This is a genomic window from Leptospira johnsonii, assembly GCF_003112675.1.
In the GTDB taxonomy this organism is placed as follows: domain Bacteria; phylum Spirochaetota; class Leptospiria; order Leptospirales; family Leptospiraceae; genus Leptospira_B; species Leptospira_B johnsonii.
Window position 1 is genome coordinate 988,483 of sequence record NZ_BFAY01000011.1, and the last position, 15,468, is coordinate 1,003,950.

The window sequence follows — 15,468 nt, forward strand, 5'->3', positions numbered from 1 at the left end:
AAATTCTTAGTGATACAATAAAGAGTAAACGTTGTCGGAATCTTGGACTAATTTATAAGTCCAAACCGCTTCGCCCTTCTCATCATATCTGACTGCTGTATTATCTTTATATAATACGATTACATCTTTCTTTTTACCTGGTAAAAGACCCTCAACTTCTTTGTCCAAAATTTTGATCTCTTTCAGACTAGAAGAATCCGCATCCACACGATATATTTTGTCGTTACCAGCAAACCAAAGAGAGTTTCCCCTCACACTGAAAAGATTCGCTGACTTATCTGAAATTTCAGTCTTAGTGGCTTTTCCTTTTCCGGAAACATAAACGATTTCTTTATCGGTACGGAAGAATGTACCGTCTTCAGTTGCACCAAGCAATCTAGGATTCGTAGTTCCTGTCCAAGCGGAGTCTACATCCTTACTCAGTTTTGCATCTACATATAGAATCTTATCTTCCTTAGAAGAAGATTGGACTAAGAACACTTGTCCCTTTTTAGATGCTGACCAAGATTTAGAATCCAGAGGAATGGATTTATTTTCTTCGAAAGTATCTGAGTAACTGGTTAAGGTCCTTTTTCCCGAGGTTTCTGTTTCTACTAAAATTCTATCTCCGGAAACCATCGCCTTTTTGAACATTCCCGGAAGATTGATAGTTTGAAAAACGGAACCTGAGTTTTGGTCTCTAACTTCTAAGCTTCTATCCGTGAACGCATACACTCGACGGTCCGCAAGAACATTACGGAAAGGTTTAGTACTCGTGATCCTCCAAAGACGGATCGCTCTATTTTTATCCATCGCTTCGATAGAAGTTCCGTAATTCATTAATAATAGATCGTTGATAATCACTGGAACCCCAATCAAAGATCCACGATTTGGGAACGGTTGTAGGACCACAGGAGTATCCGAATCTGAAAGAACCAATCTTTCCGCTTGGCTAGAATAAGGGGAATTCGGGAATTTTTCCGCAAGTTCTCTACCTAACTCTATAACCAACTTTTTGTATTCTGCATTTGCAGGATTTCTGGTCTTTAATTCGGAAAGAATTCTAATACGTGCATGTAAGAACTTCTCATCTCTCTCGAGTTCAAGAGCTTTTACGATCTCTGCATCCGCAGCTTCCAGATCTCCCTTTTTAAAGTAGATATAGGAAAGTTGAAAATGTGCATCCGGAAAATCAGGGTTCTTCTTTATGATTTCCTTAAATATTTCTACGGACTGCTCCAGAAGATTATCGTTAAAAAGGACGATCCCTATATTGTAAGGAGCCAATTCATTTTCAGAATCCGCTTTCATCGCGCTTTCAAATTCTTCTTTGGCTTCTTTACTCTTATTCTGATTATAGTAAGCGATCCCTTTACCGATCCTGGAAGGAGTGAATTCAGGATTTAATAACCAAGAACGATTGAATGACTCGATCGCAGTGTCAAAGCTCTTCTTTTGGAGAGCGATGATCCCAAGCTGGTAATGGCTATAGTAGGAGTCTTGTTTTTTCTCTAGGATCTTTTGGAAGCCTTTCTCAGCATTATCCACTTCTCCCTTTCTAAGTAAGAAGGCGTAGATTGCCTCTTGGGCAGCGAGATTTTTGGACCCCTCTGGAGAATTTTCTAAAAGGGAAATCCCTTTCTCCTCCATCCCCATTGCGAGATAACATTCAGCTATCTTAATATATAAAGTAAGCTTTTTAGTTTTATCGTAAGCGGATTGATAAAGAGGAACCGCCTTTTCATACGACTTATTGTCAAAGAAACGGTTTGCTTTTTGGATAGTAGGAATTACTTCGGAGAACTTTCTGTTTTGGTCTATGGTTTGTTTTGCTTCTGCGATCTCAGGTAGATCTTTGGTTAATTTTTCAGCCTTCGCTAACCAAGAACTTGCAGAATCATAATTTGCTTTTTCATTCTCTTCTAAAGCGATCTTATAATAAAGAAATGCCAACCGGAATTGGATGGATTCATTGTCCGGATACTTCTTCATTAAATTTTTATAAGTATTTTCTGCCTTATCAAATTCTTTTTTGTCTTCGTAAGTTCTGGCTAATACTATCCCGGAAAGAGGATCGTTTCCGGTGATTGCTTCCAATTCTTTAGTGTACTGAGCGACTTTAGATTGGTTTTTCTGTGCCGAATAAAGACGGATCAAACCTTGGAGAGCAGGAAGATTTCCCTTTTGGAGACTCAAAGCTTTTAGATAATTCTGCTCTGAAAGTTTTGCATCTCCACTGATCTGATACAAACGACCATAAGCTGTATAGACTCCAGGATCATCCTGGTCTTTAGCCTTTGCGCGATCAAAATACGTTTTTGCTGCCTTAGTATCTCCTTTACGAAGACGTAAATCTCCTTCATGGATCAACTCGGAAGATTCCAAGAAGGCGGCGACCTTTTTTGTTTCTTCATCCGACTTTAAACTATCTAATTCATTTTTAGCAGTTTTGTATCTATTCTCTGAGGCAAGAAGATATACAAGATTTAGAACTGGTTCTTTATAATTCGGATCCAGCTCGCGGGCCTTGCTAAAAGAAACCATTGCCTTTGCATTTTCGCCTAATGACTTTTGGTTCAAACCGATCTGATTGTAAATGGTTGCATTTTTTGGGAAGAATGGAATGGCCTTTTCTAAAACGGAAATCGCTTTAGGATTGTTCCCTGATTTGCTATAAGCGGATGCGAGCCCGGAATAAGCCTCTAGATAGTCTGCTTTTAATTTGAGAGAAGTTTCGAATGCTTTAATAGCGCCGTCTGTGTCATTAGAAAGTATTTTCGCATTTCCTAAAAATACAAATGGGGAAGGGTTCTTAGGATCTAATTGAGTGGCAGAATTGAAATATTGGACCGCTTCTCTGTAGCTTTTTGCCTTAAGAGCAGCATTCCCTTTTTCTAATAAAGAAGCCACCTTAGTGGCGGAAGCCGACTGTTTTGCAGATGCCAGATCCGGATCTGCATTTCTAGCCTTCTCAAAATAAGATTCTGCGGCCTCGTAATCTTTTACCTGGACAGCAGTATCTCCCAATTGCATGTACAACTGAGCTTTAAATTTGAACTTTTCTTCCGGAATTGACTTGAGAGCAGAATATGCCTCGTCATATTTTCCGATCGTTTTTAGTAATACAGCTTTTTTGAATGTATAAGCACTTCCATCTACCTTTGGAAGTTTTTCTAATTTGGAATAGACTTCCAGAGCGTCCTTATTGGCTCCTTGAGAGGTGTATAAGATCCCGAGAGTCAAAAGGATCTGCTCATTCTCCGGATCCATTTCGGTTCCCTTTTTCAAAGAATTCAAAGAATCTTCAGTTTTACCCAAACGATATTCAGAAGATCCGATCAAGTAATAACCTTCTGCAGTAGGATATGCTTTTACTGCCTCTCTTCCTTTAGAAAGAGAAACTTCGAATTTTCCCTTTTGGAAAGCTGAGTTTCCTTCGTTGATCAGCCTGGATGCTTGTTTCAATTTTTGAGCTGCAAGAATGTCTTTTTCCAGGATTGCATCTTGAGAATTCGATTTTCTGAAATCCTTAGAAACACAATGGACAGCAAAAATGGAAACGATAGAGAATATTATAAAACGAGAAAGTATACGATTCATCACTTGTATCCCTTATAGAGAATCTTCAGATCTTTGATGGGAGCTTTTTCCCTAAACTCTTCTCCTCTGGTCAAAACGGAAACAGTCCAGAGTCCTCCCGCAGGCAAATCTCCCTGCCAAACCACATCCCTACCTAAGTATAAGTATAATTTTTTATTCTTTAAATCCGTTTTGAATAGGAATGGTCGGCCAATGTCCTTGTCCACATCCAGATATTTATAAGTGCTGAGTGTTTTTCCATCAGAAGGAAATTGGAAGATGGAAACCTTCTCCTTTCCTGCCACTACTCCCAGAGAAAGACCGTTCAAGTGGAATGTCACCGCTACGGAAGCATCCCCATGATCAACTGGAAGTAAGAAGTAACCTTCTATCTCTAATTCTTCCGGAATGAATGGAAGAGAATACACTCCATTCCAACCATTGGATAAGTTTTTCTTTTTTGCGAATTCCAGAGCGTTCGGCCCGAAAGGAGAAAATCCAAATTCTCCGGATGGCTTCCAGAATTCTAACTCGGACAATAATCCATATCCGAAATAAGGGAGCGCCAATTCTACCAAACGATCCGGTTTGACATCCAAGATCCCTTCGTAATATACATAAGCGCCGTCCGCACTTTCTTTTAGGAGCTCCAACTGATAAGCTCCAGGAGTTAAGTTACTACGATAAAAAGGAGTTTCACCTTGCTTGTAACCGTCCAAAGAAACCGAAAGTCCGTTAGGCACAGTGATTACTTTAGCAGATCCTAATGTGCGATCTTCTTCCCATTCTTGGAACAAGAAACTTTTTTTACCTGCTCGTACTTGAATAGTCTTAGTGATTGGTTTTTTTCCCTTTAAGACTACCTGGATCTCTTGGATCCCTTCTTGGATTGGAACCTCAGTCAATGGAGTGTTCCCTAACGACTTGCCTTTCCAAAGTATCTCAGTGTCTCCGGAGGAAGCTCTTACTGTTAAGGTCCCTTTGATGGAAGAATTTACGATTTCTTTGATTCTAGTTAGGTCCGGCTTTCTATCCCAAACCGGAACTGTGGTCTGTTTCGATTCTAATGAAATAACTCTGTCAGAAGATTTCCAGAAGATTACCTGATTCCAAGCACCCACTTCTTCCGTTGAAACCGGGCGTTTAAAAGAAAGTTCAAAGTCTCCATAAGAATTTGTATCCACGGAGTCTTTTAATTCGAATTTAAAAGTCCAACCTGTTTCAGATTCGATTACTGACCCCAAAACTAAAACATCCACATCCTTGGATTTTAGTTCTTGTGCTAAACCGGTTTTATTTTTCCAAACATCTGGCGAAATTTTAGCGTTCGAAAATTTGATATCTTTCCAAACCAAACCGATCTCTTGATCAAAATAAGATGCTAATTTCTTATCTACCGATTTAGGATATTCGATAGGAGAAAAGGCTAAGATCGGGACCTCATGCCCCGCTTTCCGGACCCGATAGTCGGTATCGGATTCCCTAAAAATGAATACACTCTCGGAATCGCCTATTGGCTTGTAATACGGTTCTTGTATCAGCTTAGAAGGTTCGTTTAACTTCTGTACCGAGGAGCAAGTAAGCCCAAAACTCGTAATAAGAGAGAATATAATAAGATTACGAAATGAATTGTTCCCCATCCCGTAAAAAAATTTCTGAGGGACTGATTTAGCAAATCTTTTCCTAGTTCCGGAAAAAATGAGAGCCTTTTTAGAAAGAATTTTCCGACCTTGGTTGGTCGACTTGGAGCATTACAAAATTACAACATTTACGCGAAGTTCGGTTTATAAGAAGAGAAACCCCGCTGCATAGCGGGGTCCTATTAAATTTTTGAAAAGCGGAAAAGAAGAAGGAACTAAATTAGAAAGTTTCTTTCGCGTTCAGTTTCAACTTTTCTTTTTGAACGTCTTGTTGGACGTATTTAGTTTCGTTCACTTGCTGAGCAGTTCTTGCTACTTCGTCCGCATTGGCTCTTGTAGCTTCACGTTTCTGCAATTGGGTACGAACTTCTTCCACAGTGGAAGCCTGGCTCAAAATGCGAAGTTCTTCGCTGGATGCTTTCAGTTCATCCACCAGGTTATTGTATTCTAAAACGTCGTTTTTCTTAAGAACGATCAGTCCTTTCATTTCTTTTACGGACTCAGGTCTTAAGGAAAGGATCAGTTTTTCGGTCAACTTTTGGTTCTTCTTCAGAGTGATCTCTCTGTTTCTTTCCAGGATGACTTCTGATTCTTCGCCGACTTTGGATACTGCAACTGAACCTTCCAGAACTGCGAATTTAACATCGCAATGAGATTCCGCACAATTCACTTTTTTGCCTGTAGGATTTTCAACAGAAGTTAAGAAGGTAGTTCCACGAACCCCCGCAAGGGCAGTAGGAGTTACTACGCTGAAATCGGAGTTTTTATTCTCCTTACGCACCAAGGTTACAATCCTTCCGTAGTTCAGATTGACCTTAACGTTAGTTCCTTCGTCTCCTACAAGTGCAGCAATAGATACTTCAGTCTCTTTGGAAACTTTGATGATGCCACTTTCGGCAACCATGATCTCAACGGATCCGTTCTTACCGGTAAGGATAGTGTCTGCAGCTGTTACTGTCTGACCGAATTCGGCTTTTTTCTCACCTTCGGCGGACTGGACTTTTACGTCTCCGTTCAACCAAACGATCTTAGCAGTAGAAGATACCGCTTCCGATTTCACTTGGCCGCTGCTTGTTTTAGGACTACAGGCGATCAGATAACCGGTTGCCAGTAGAGTCATTAGAATTAGGGTGTTTTTACTTTTTAACATATATTCTCCCCCGCTTTTTAAGCTTAAGAATCCTCTAGTTATAACAAACTAACAAGGACTTTTTATCAATACTTCTGTTTAAAGCATTTTACAAAAAGCAAAAGATTTGGCTTGGAAAAAAATTTCCTAAAAATGTCCCTTTGGCAGATTATATTAGAAAGCCTGATAACTAACCCTTAAGGGTTAGTTATTTGCGAACGAATTCTATTTTTTCTCCGTCTTTTTAGGCTCTATTTCAGGAAGGGAATCTAACTCTTCTTCCAGTTTACACTTTGGATAATGATCCGCGCTTAGACTGGAGCCTACCCAACCGAATGCTTCTTGGGATGAGATGACGTGAATGTCCCAGCCTTGCACTATATTCGGGCAATCCCAGACCTTATTCTTACATAATACTTGGCTTGCCTTGGGTTTCGGATATGCCCAAGCAGCTGGAGGATGAAGACATTGCATCTCTACCTCTGCCAACTTACGCATACGTTTTACGTTTTCTTCAAATTGTTTGAATAAGTTTACCAAAGGATTTGCGAGGACTTCGTTGAAATATCCTCTGGAAGTGTTGTAAGCTAAGAAGTATACCAATTCTTCCATTACATATTCTTTATCATGGGAGAAGGAACTAACAGTATGAATATATCTAGCGATCTTTAAAGAATCGGTAAGAAGTTCACGTAGCACATCTTCCGATTTGTCGGGAAGTCCTGCGTCATCTTCGTCGTCGGGAATGGAATCGCTTTCTCCATCATCGACCATCAGCTCCGCAAAGAATGTCTCATCAGGATTTTCCCGATCCGATTTTTTTGACCCTGCTGCAACGACTTCTACATTATCCTGGAGGCCTAAAGGGACATGGTTAGAAGCAGCAGAACAAACGAATTCAGGGAGATCCAACTTCTGCATGAAGTTAGCGCATTGTTTTGCGATTCTTGTTTTTTCGGTATCGTCTGGAAATGGTCGATTCCAATGGTCTCCGGTAACTCTAGCGATATCCATAAAGATCCCGCCGAGGAAAGAATACCTACGCAACATTTTATATTTGAGTGCATCAGGGATCAGAACGATTCCCAAAGACAGTAGACCCAATTCACAGATATGTCTGAAAAAATTAGGATTCTTTTCGAACACTTTAAAAAGCGAAAGGAGATGTTTTCTATTATTGAGGCCGTTTCGGATGATTCCCTTAAAGTTGAATTTGTTCTCTTCGTACATGAACTTTAGGAATTTCTTATCCGTCTGCTTAAGCTGGAGAACAATCTTTTCGGCCAACTTATCCTGGATTTGACCGGTTAATTCTTTGGTTAATTTAATCTTAAATTCGGGATTGTACTGACCCTTAATTTCTTTCAATCGGGTAAGAGCGGATTCTTTTACCTGGACATCTTCCTTTACTAGAATATTGCCGCTATTGTCCTCGATCGCATTTAGGAAACGTAACATATTTCCGGCATTATAATCGCGTACGAAGTTTAAAACCTCTTCGATCGAGTTATATTCTATCGATTTAGGATTTACTTTCATTCTTTAAGTGATCTCTACGTGTGATTCTAAACGGGTTTTCCAAGCTTGCAAGCATAGATTCCAGGCTCTTTCTTCTTTCCGTACTTATATCGGTCGCTTCTCCCATAGAAAACAACATTTTGCATCCAGGTCCCGCGTCACAACAGTCGGAAATATCGCAATCTTCTTTATACTTTCTCAATTCCGGGTAACTTTCTAATATCTCACCTTTCGACAAATGCAAGATCCCCCATTCCTTGATACCTGGAGAATCGATTAACACTATATTATCTTGCATGACCAAAAAGTTTGAATTTGTAGTCGTATGTTTACCCTTCTTAGTGGAAAGACTGACCTGAGAAGTTTTTTGCAATTCCCTATCGGATAGGACGTTTACTAAGCTAGATTTTCCGACTCCGGAATTTCCAACTAAGTAGGTGGTTTTGGAAGAAAACTTGGAGTACAGTTCTTCTAGACCCTGGCCGGTCTGGCAAGAAACCGAGATTACCTCATAACCTAGATTTTTATAAACAGAAGAACGTTTAATCGCAGTTTCTTGATCCACTAAATCTAATTTTGTGAATACAATTAGGGGAGGGACCTGGGACAGATATGCGGCCGCCAAACAACGATCTAGAAACCCGTCTTTAGTTTCGGGATCTTTTAAAGAGGCGAGGACTGCAATTTGATCCACATTCGCACAAAGTACCTGTGCATCCCCCTCTTTACTTTTACGTAAAAGTTCATTTTTACGGGACAATCTTTCTTCGATTGCCCATTCTCCGCCTGATTCCATTGCACAAACCCTGTCGCCTACAACAAAGGGATGCCTTTCTTTTGCGGCGATATTTCTGAGCCTTCCTCTAAGTACGGCTCTTACTCGTCCTCTTTCTGGAGAATACAAATCATAGAAGGCCCCGAAGACCCTTGCTATCGTAAAAAACTCCTTTACTGGAATCGTGGAACTAGACATTCTTAAGCCTAATTTTATAGGCACGCGATGAAAATCATACGCAAATTCGGACCAATATTCGGTCTTGTTTTAGCCGCATTCCTTCTGCAATCGGCGCTCATATTCGGTTTGGATTTCAGATCCTTGGATCCGGATCGTACAGTTGTGCTTCTCATTAGTTTGCCTTTTACTAACTTGGCCGCTGTTTTTGTTTGGATCTGGTTCAATGAGTTTGGACCAGCATGGAACTTATCATCCGCGCTTTCCAAACTTACGGACCAAGAGTATGTAAAATACCTTTCTTCGTTAGATAAATTCAAAAGTGATCTGATTGCAACCAACATCACGGAAAGTGTATGTGATAAAATCCTAAAATTTCTCCCAAGTATCATCAATGCAAGCAGAGCCAAAATTTACTTATGGAGAGAAGATCTTGGAAAATTCTCCCCATATCCGAGAGACACGGGAGAAGACCATTTCTATATCTTTGATCCCTTCCTTTTATGGATCACAGAACACGATAAAATTTTTTATTCCGAAGAATTTGTAGATAACGTAAAATTACAACAGATCAAAGAACATGCGCTTTCTTTCGCTGCAAAGACAAAAGCGGATCTTCTTGTTCCTTTTATTTTAAACAAAAGTCTCCTAGGGATGCTCGTCTTAGGACCTAAGAATGATGGAAGAAGGTACAATGCTTCGGAACTGGAAAAACTGAACGAGATGCGATCCGTTTCAGTGATGTCACTTTCCAATTCTATTTTTTACGAAAGACTAATAGAGCTTACGGAAACACTTGAAGAAAAGGTGCGGCATAGGACCCAAGAATTGGAGAGTGCACAATCCCAATTGATCATGTCAGAAAAAATGGCTTCTTTAGGAACCATGGTTGCAGGAATCGCTCACGAGATCAATACTCCGGCTGGGGTCATCAACGGTTCTGCGGATAATCTGGAATCGAATATGAATTATATCGTAAAGAATGTATTCGAAATAGTCAGATTCGCAAGAAATAAGAAGTTAAGAAAATCATTTGAAGTTGCACTTCTCCATATTTTACGAGACCGGAAAAAAAGCCAGGTCATGGAATCTAAAGACAAGTTCCGGATCAAAAGGGAACTGAAAGAGGAAATGGTCGAAATGGGGATAGAAGTTTCCCTAGCCGGAGAAGTGGCCTCTTTCATTATCGAAAACGATATCATGGAAGTGAGAAAGTACATTATGGAAATTTTGGTCCAAGGAGCAAAACCTGGATACGAAATGCTAAAACATGCATCCAACACAAATCGGAATATTAAAAATATAAAATATTCTATCAAAAATATAGTTCGGATCGTAAAAGCTTTAAAATATTATTCTCACCTGGACCAAAGCAAATCTTTCACCAGCGCAGATCTGATAGAAGGTATCGAAAATACTTTGGTGATCATGAATAACCAACTCAAGTATGGGGTAGAAGTGAAAAAGAATTTCTCTACTATTCCAAAGGTTATATGCAATCCTGACGAATTAAATCAGGTCTGGACGAATCTCATTCAGAATGCAAACCAGGCAATCCGAGGCCAAGGCACGATAGAATTATCAGCATATTCTACTGGTGATACAGTTACGATAGAAGTGCAAGACGACGGTCCGGGAATTGATTCTTCTATCAAGGACAGGATCTGGGATCCATTCTTCACAACAAAAGACCAGGGAGAAGGTTCGGGACTCGGCCTTGGGATCGTAAAAGGAATCGTGGAAAAACATAAAGGAAAGATCTCAGTGGAATCCGTGCCGGGAAAAACCGTATTTAAAGTAGAATTGCCGCTTAGACCTCCTCAGCCAAATGCGGAAACAAATCTAGAAAAACCTGCCGTATGAGCACGAAACCTAAAAAGAAAAAAGTAGAACTAAAAGCAGAGAACTTTTACGAACTAGTTTATAAAATCGTAAAGAAGGTGCCGAAAGGAAAAGTTACTAGCTACGGCAGGATCGCCGTTCTCATCGGAAAACCAAGGGCCGCGAGAGCAGTGGGCTACGCTTTAAACGCTTTAAAAAAAGGCCAAGAACAGAAGGTTCCTTGGCAAAGGGTTATTAATAGTATGGGAAAAATTTCTCATAAAGGAGATACCCCTAGAGCGATCCTTCAAAAAAAACTTTTAGAATCCGAAGGTATCAAATTTTCTAGAGAAGAGGTCGTGGATTGGAAACGATTCGGCTGGCCAGATTAATTTACTCTAAGGTTTCCGAATGCAAAAGCCGGTAGTATTAACAATCGCAGGTTCAGACTCTGGGGGTGGAGCGGGAATCCAAGCGGATCTAAAAACTTTCAACTCCACCGGCTCTTTCGGAACATCCGTAATCACTTGTCTGACCGCTCAAAATCCTGACGGTGTCACAGGTATTTTAGAAGTAGATCCCGACTTTTTGGAAAAACAACTCTTAGCTGTGCTTTCTTATTTTCCTGTAAAGGCAATCAAGACCGGAATGTTATTCTCTGAAAGTTTGATCCTAAGAATTGCCAAAATCTTAAAAGAGTACAGATCGAAAGGACAAACCTTCGAATTAGTTTTAGATCCTGTGATGGTGGCCACAAGCGGTGCCAAACTTTTACAAGACGAAGCGATCCAATCTTTAATCTCAGAATTAATTCCTATGGCGAGTCTTGTTACTCCAAATCTGGATGAGGCAAAAATTTTAGGCTCAGCTGAAATTTCCAAAATCGAATCCATGGAATCGGAAGCGGTTTCTCTTTCTAAAAAATTAGGAGTGCCAGTTTTATTAAAAGGTGGCCATATCAAAAATTCTAAAGAGGCATTGGACGTATTAGGACTTCCGAATGGAGACACCTTTAAATACGCAAAACCTTTTGTAGAGGATTTTAATCCTCATGGAACAGGATGCACTTATTCTTCTGCGATCGCTTCTTATCTAGCCCAAGGACTTTCTCTTTCCGATTCCATTGCAAAGGCCAGGGAGTTCCTACATGCAGCCATCTTACAGTCTTTCCCCGCAGGAAAGACCAAGACCTTAAATCATGATCCGGATTGATTTAGTTTTTAGGGATCAGTCCTAATTCTTCCTTAGAAGCTTTTTCTAAAATCTCCAGAGGTAAAGAACCTTTTCCTAAAACGAAGCCGTGATATTCTTTGATATCGAAAGCTTCTCCTTTTACTGACTTCCAATCTTCTCTCATTTTTAAGAAGGAGATCATCCCGATCTTGTAGGAGCAGGCTTGTCCCGGATAAACTATATATCTTTCGATCTCTGCAGAAACTTCTTTAGGAGCCATGCCTGTATTATCAGTCATATAGCGGATCGCGTCCTCTCTACTCCAACGTTTATAATGAATTCCTGTATCCACAACCAAACGAACTGCTCTGAACAATTCTGCTTGCAGTCTTCCAAGGTCCACGTACGGGTCTGCGTAAAAATTATAATCTTTCGCAAGTCGTTCCGCATACAAGGCCCAACCCTCAACAAATGCGGTAAAATGTGTGGTTCGTAGTTTTCTAGGGGCTGAAGTCAATTCTTGGGACCAAGCAATCTGCAAATGATGTCCCGGGATTGTTTCATGATAAGTTAATGTATTCATCCCGAATTTAGGGATTTCTTTTAAGTCGCGAAGATTTGCGTAGAATACACCGGGACGTTTTCCATCCAGACTAGGTTCTTCGTAATATGCTCCAGGAGCCCCTGCTTCTTTAAATTCCGGAATTCTTTCTACCTGTACTTTAGCTCTCGGCCAAGAAGGAAAAATAGGTTTGGATCTTTCAATGGATTCTTTTAGGATCTCTTTATAAACTTCTAGAACTTTTTCCTTTCCTTCCGGAGTATTCGGAAATTGGAACTCAGGCTTTTCTCTTAACTGCTTCATAGTAGCCTGTAGATTTGAAACTTTGATCCCGGAATTTTCCAGAATCGATCTCATCTCGGTTTGTATTCTTGCTACTTCGGAAAGCCCGATAGAATGGACATCTTCGGAAGAAAGATTTGTAGTAGTATGGAACTTTAAAGTATGCTCGTAAAACTTTTCACCGTTGGGAAGTTTCCACACTCCAGCTTTACTGTCCGCAGATTTAAGTTGGTGTTCTAGAAAATTTTGCAACTTTGAATAAGCAGGATAAACAGAACTCTCCAGGATCTTTTTTACTTCCGCCAAAGAAGAAGTTTTTTGTTCGGAGAGGATCTCATCATTCTTCTCTAATTTTTTACGAAGGCTTACATAAAGAATATTCTCTTCCGGATTTTTAACCCTGAAATTTCTTAGTTCATCTAATACCCTTCTTAAAATAAAATCGGGTGGAATCACACCATTGGATTGTCTGATCTCCAAACCCCGAATTACTTGGTCCAATTTTTCAGAAATACCTTTCAGTCTGGAAATATATGATTCTACATCTTCGTAATCTTCTATCATATGAGAAGTTGCTAAAAAGGAAGGTATATGATTCTGAACTCCGAAGAGCTGGTTTACCGGATAAGAATTATAAATGTATTTTTCATTATCGGCCGCAAGTTCCAGATCCCATTCTAGAGCCTTATAATAGATCTTATCTTCTCCGCTTAACCCTGAAGGATCGTAAGTCTTAAGAGTTTCTAGATCTCTCTTTGCTTTGTCCGCTCTTTCCATTTCCTTTTCAGGAGAAGAATCCGACCATTTGTAATTATGAGAAGTGATTCCCCATGAATCCAGAATTCTGAGAGACGTTAAAGTTTCCGGATCGTCCAGAACATTCTCCCAAAAGATTTTTTCATAATATAAACTTAATGTGATCGGTCTGAAATTGATCGTGTGCCAAACTAAAATTCCAAGAAAAAGTAAAATTACGCCAATGGCGGATAGAGAAATGATCAGGATCTTCTTCAGCATGAATAATGCTCCGATGTTTAGAAAAGTGGTATGAGGATTTTAGATAAAAATACGAGCAATAGTGTCCAGATCGCGGAAGAAGAAGCCGCAAAAGAAAAATGATTTTCCCAGTTTAACAAAGGAACACATACAAATAAGAACATTCCGCAGTAGGAAAGATAGGGACTTCGAAGATAGAGAGTCTTTTGCCATTCGAAAAATCCTTCTCTAAAATCTTTTGCATCTCCTTTGACCTTGTTCAGAAAGATCCATTCTGAAACGAATCCGAAGATGGAGAATGCAAAAAAGAAAAAGGAAATGATAAGTATCCAAGACCAATCTAAGAAAGGAATGGGATATAGTGCAAATACGATCGGAAGTGCAAACGCGATCAAAGCAGAGAACGGGAAAAAAAAGGCAGTGCGGAATAATCTACTTTCGGATAAAAATTTAAAAAAAGGTATCCTACCAGGTAATTGATAAGAACCGCAAAACAAACATTTTTCCGAATCGGAAAGAATGGAAGAGCCGCAGTTCCTACAGTAGAAATTCTTTTTGGATACTTCGGCTGCTTCCGACACTTAAAACCTCAGACTTTCTTGATCAAACTTTCGATCAGAGCTCTTAAGAAAGCTTCTTTTGGAGTTCCGCTTTGGATCGGTTTATTATTAATAAATAAACTAGGTGTGCTGTGGATCTCAACCTTAGCTGCGTCATCTACTTCTTTATTGATCTGATCGCGAACCGCAGGAGAAGACAAACAAGAACGGAACTGATTCATATCCAGTCCTTCTTGTTGAGCTAAACTTAATACGGACGCAGGAGAATGAGCGATACGATTTTCAGTATTTTTATATAGTCCTTCGTAGATCGCAGGGAATTTATTTTGTTTATCCGCACAGATCGCCGCGGAAGCAGCCACACAGGAACTTGCATCCGGACGAGGAGATTGCACCAATCGGTTACAATTTGCATCCAACGGGAAATTTTTATAAACGATCTTTACCAATCCCGGATAATCTCTTAAAACTCTTTTTAGGATATGAGAAGTATCCATACAATGACCACAATTGAAGTCTGCAAATTTCACGATTGTGATCGGAGCATTAGGATCTCCTTGTATGGAGGAACCTTTCAGATCGATAGAAACCATCGGAGCTTTTTCATAATCAGCCAATTGCTTTTGGATCTGAGCGACGCCGGTATGTTCTCCATCTACTAAAGAATCATGGAAGGATTTTCCTCCGATCTGGCCGGCAGCCAAGAATAACAAAACTACTATATAAGAATTTAAACCTTCGATTTGGAGAATACTAAAAGCTTTTTTCAAGGACTTGTCCTGATAGCCTTTGATTTGTAAGAAGGTCCCAACAACCAAGATCAAAGTAGAGATCCAAGTTGCCGCACATAGTCCGCAGATTGCATCTATATAGAATACTGAAGCGGAGAATAATCCAAGATCGATCACCAATCCTAAAAGCAAAATGTAAAAGGAAAGAAGAAGGTAACCTTCTTTATTTTCAGGACTCTTTTCTGATCTGACAAAAAGGTATGTAATAAATCCGTAAAATGCGAATCCGAAAAGTGCTATCGGAAGATCTCCCAGCCATGGAACGTTTCTAATCGCAGAGATGCTGCTCTCTGAAACCTTGGAACAAGAACCCGATTCACTGACTGCATCACAAAGTGATTGTGCGAGTCCGTCTGCAGTTTCTCCACCGAAATATTTTCGGATCAATAAGAACGAGATAAACGCCGCGATACCGGAAATTACGGCAAGAATATAGCTAGGGGACAGTTTTTTCATTCGGGACTCCGATTACAAAATACCTTTATA

At 39.9% G+C, this 15,468-nt stretch carries 11 protein-coding genes; 3 read left to right on the forward strand and 8 right to left on the reverse strand.

Annotated elements, in window-relative coordinates; genetic code table 11:
• Positions 1–6 precede the first annotated feature (6 nt).
• The 5 genes from LPTSP_RS13505 to rsgA all read right to left on the reverse strand — a co-directional run bounded on the left by LPTSP_RS13505 (position 7) and on the right by rsgA (position 8,818).
• The gene (locus LPTSP_RS13505; protein ID WP_108929232.1) at positions 7–3,579 is read right to left on the reverse strand and encodes a tetratricopeptide repeat protein; all 3,573 of its coding nucleotides are present in this window, start codon (positions 3,577–3,579) and stop codon (positions 7–9) included.
• A complete protein-coding gene (locus LPTSP_RS13510; RefSeq protein WP_245915573.1) occupies positions 3,579–5,198 on the reverse strand; it encodes an LIC10124 family lipoprotein in 1,620 nt (539 codons plus the stop codon). The genes LPTSP_RS13505 and LPTSP_RS13510 overlap by 1 nt, the downstream gene beginning before the upstream one ends.
• 220 nt (positions 5,199–5,418) lie before the next feature.
• Positions 5,419–6,348, reverse strand: a complete 930-nt coding sequence (locus tag LPTSP_RS13515; RefSeq protein ID WP_108929233.1) for a FecR family protein — start codon at positions 6,346–6,348, stop codon at positions 5,419–5,421.
• 204 nt (positions 6,349–6,552) lie between these two features.
• Positions 6,553–7,866 (reverse strand): hypothetical protein, encoded by a 1,314-nt coding sequence (locus tag LPTSP_RS13520; protein WP_108929234.1) that lies wholly within the window; start codon positions 7,864–7,866, stop codon positions 6,553–6,555.
• The gene (gene rsgA, locus LPTSP_RS13525) at positions 7,850–8,818 is read right to left on the reverse strand and encodes a ribosome small subunit-dependent GTPase A (protein ID WP_108929915.1); all 969 of its coding nucleotides are present in this window, start codon (positions 8,816–8,818) and stop codon (positions 7,850–7,852) included. Before rsgA ends, LPTSP_RS13520 begins: the two co-directional genes overlap by 17 nt.
• 27 nt (positions 8,819–8,845) lie before the next feature.
• Here rsgA and LPTSP_RS13530 point away from each other — a divergent pair, with 27 nt between their 5' ends.
• From LPTSP_RS13530 to thiD, 3 genes are read left to right on the forward strand one after another with little or no spacing between them, the layout of a single operon-like run.
• Entirely contained in the window at positions 8,846–10,660 is a 1,815-nt protein-coding gene (locus tag LPTSP_RS13530) for a sensor histidine kinase (protein WP_108929235.1), read from the forward strand.
• Complete coding sequence (locus LPTSP_RS13535) at positions 10,657–11,010, forward strand: MGMT family protein (protein ID WP_108929236.1); 354 nt, start codon at positions 10,657–10,659, stop codon at positions 11,008–11,010. Before LPTSP_RS13530 ends, LPTSP_RS13535 begins: the two co-directional genes overlap by 4 nt.
• A gap of 19 nt (positions 11,011–11,029) precedes the next feature.
• Positions 11,030–11,830, forward strand: coding sequence for a bifunctional hydroxymethylpyrimidine kinase/phosphomethylpyrimidine kinase (gene thiD, locus LPTSP_RS13540; protein ID WP_108929237.1), 801 nt, complete (start codon positions 11,030–11,032; stop codon positions 11,828–11,830).
• A 1-nt stretch (position 11,831) separates the two neighbouring features.
• Here thiD and LPTSP_RS13545 read toward each other — a convergent pair whose 3' ends face one another.
• The 3 genes from LPTSP_RS13545 to LPTSP_RS13555 are packed head-to-tail and all read right to left on the reverse strand — an operon-like array spanning position 11,832 to position 15,438.
• Positions 11,832–13,652, reverse strand: coding sequence for a DUF885 domain-containing protein (locus tag LPTSP_RS13545; RefSeq protein ID WP_108929238.1), 1,821 nt, complete (start codon positions 13,650–13,652; stop codon positions 11,832–11,834).
• A 17-nt stretch (positions 13,653–13,669) separates the two neighbouring features.
• Positions 13,670–14,212 (reverse strand): hypothetical protein, encoded by a 543-nt coding sequence (locus LPTSP_RS13550; RefSeq protein ID WP_108929239.1) that lies wholly within the window; start codon positions 14,210–14,212, stop codon positions 13,670–13,672.
• A gap of 8 nt (positions 14,213–14,220) precedes the next feature.
• Positions 14,221–15,438, reverse strand: coding sequence for a vitamin K epoxide reductase/DsbA family protein (locus LPTSP_RS13555; protein ID WP_108929240.1), 1,218 nt, complete (start codon positions 15,436–15,438; stop codon positions 14,221–14,223).
• Positions 15,439–15,468: the final 30 nt, after the last annotated feature.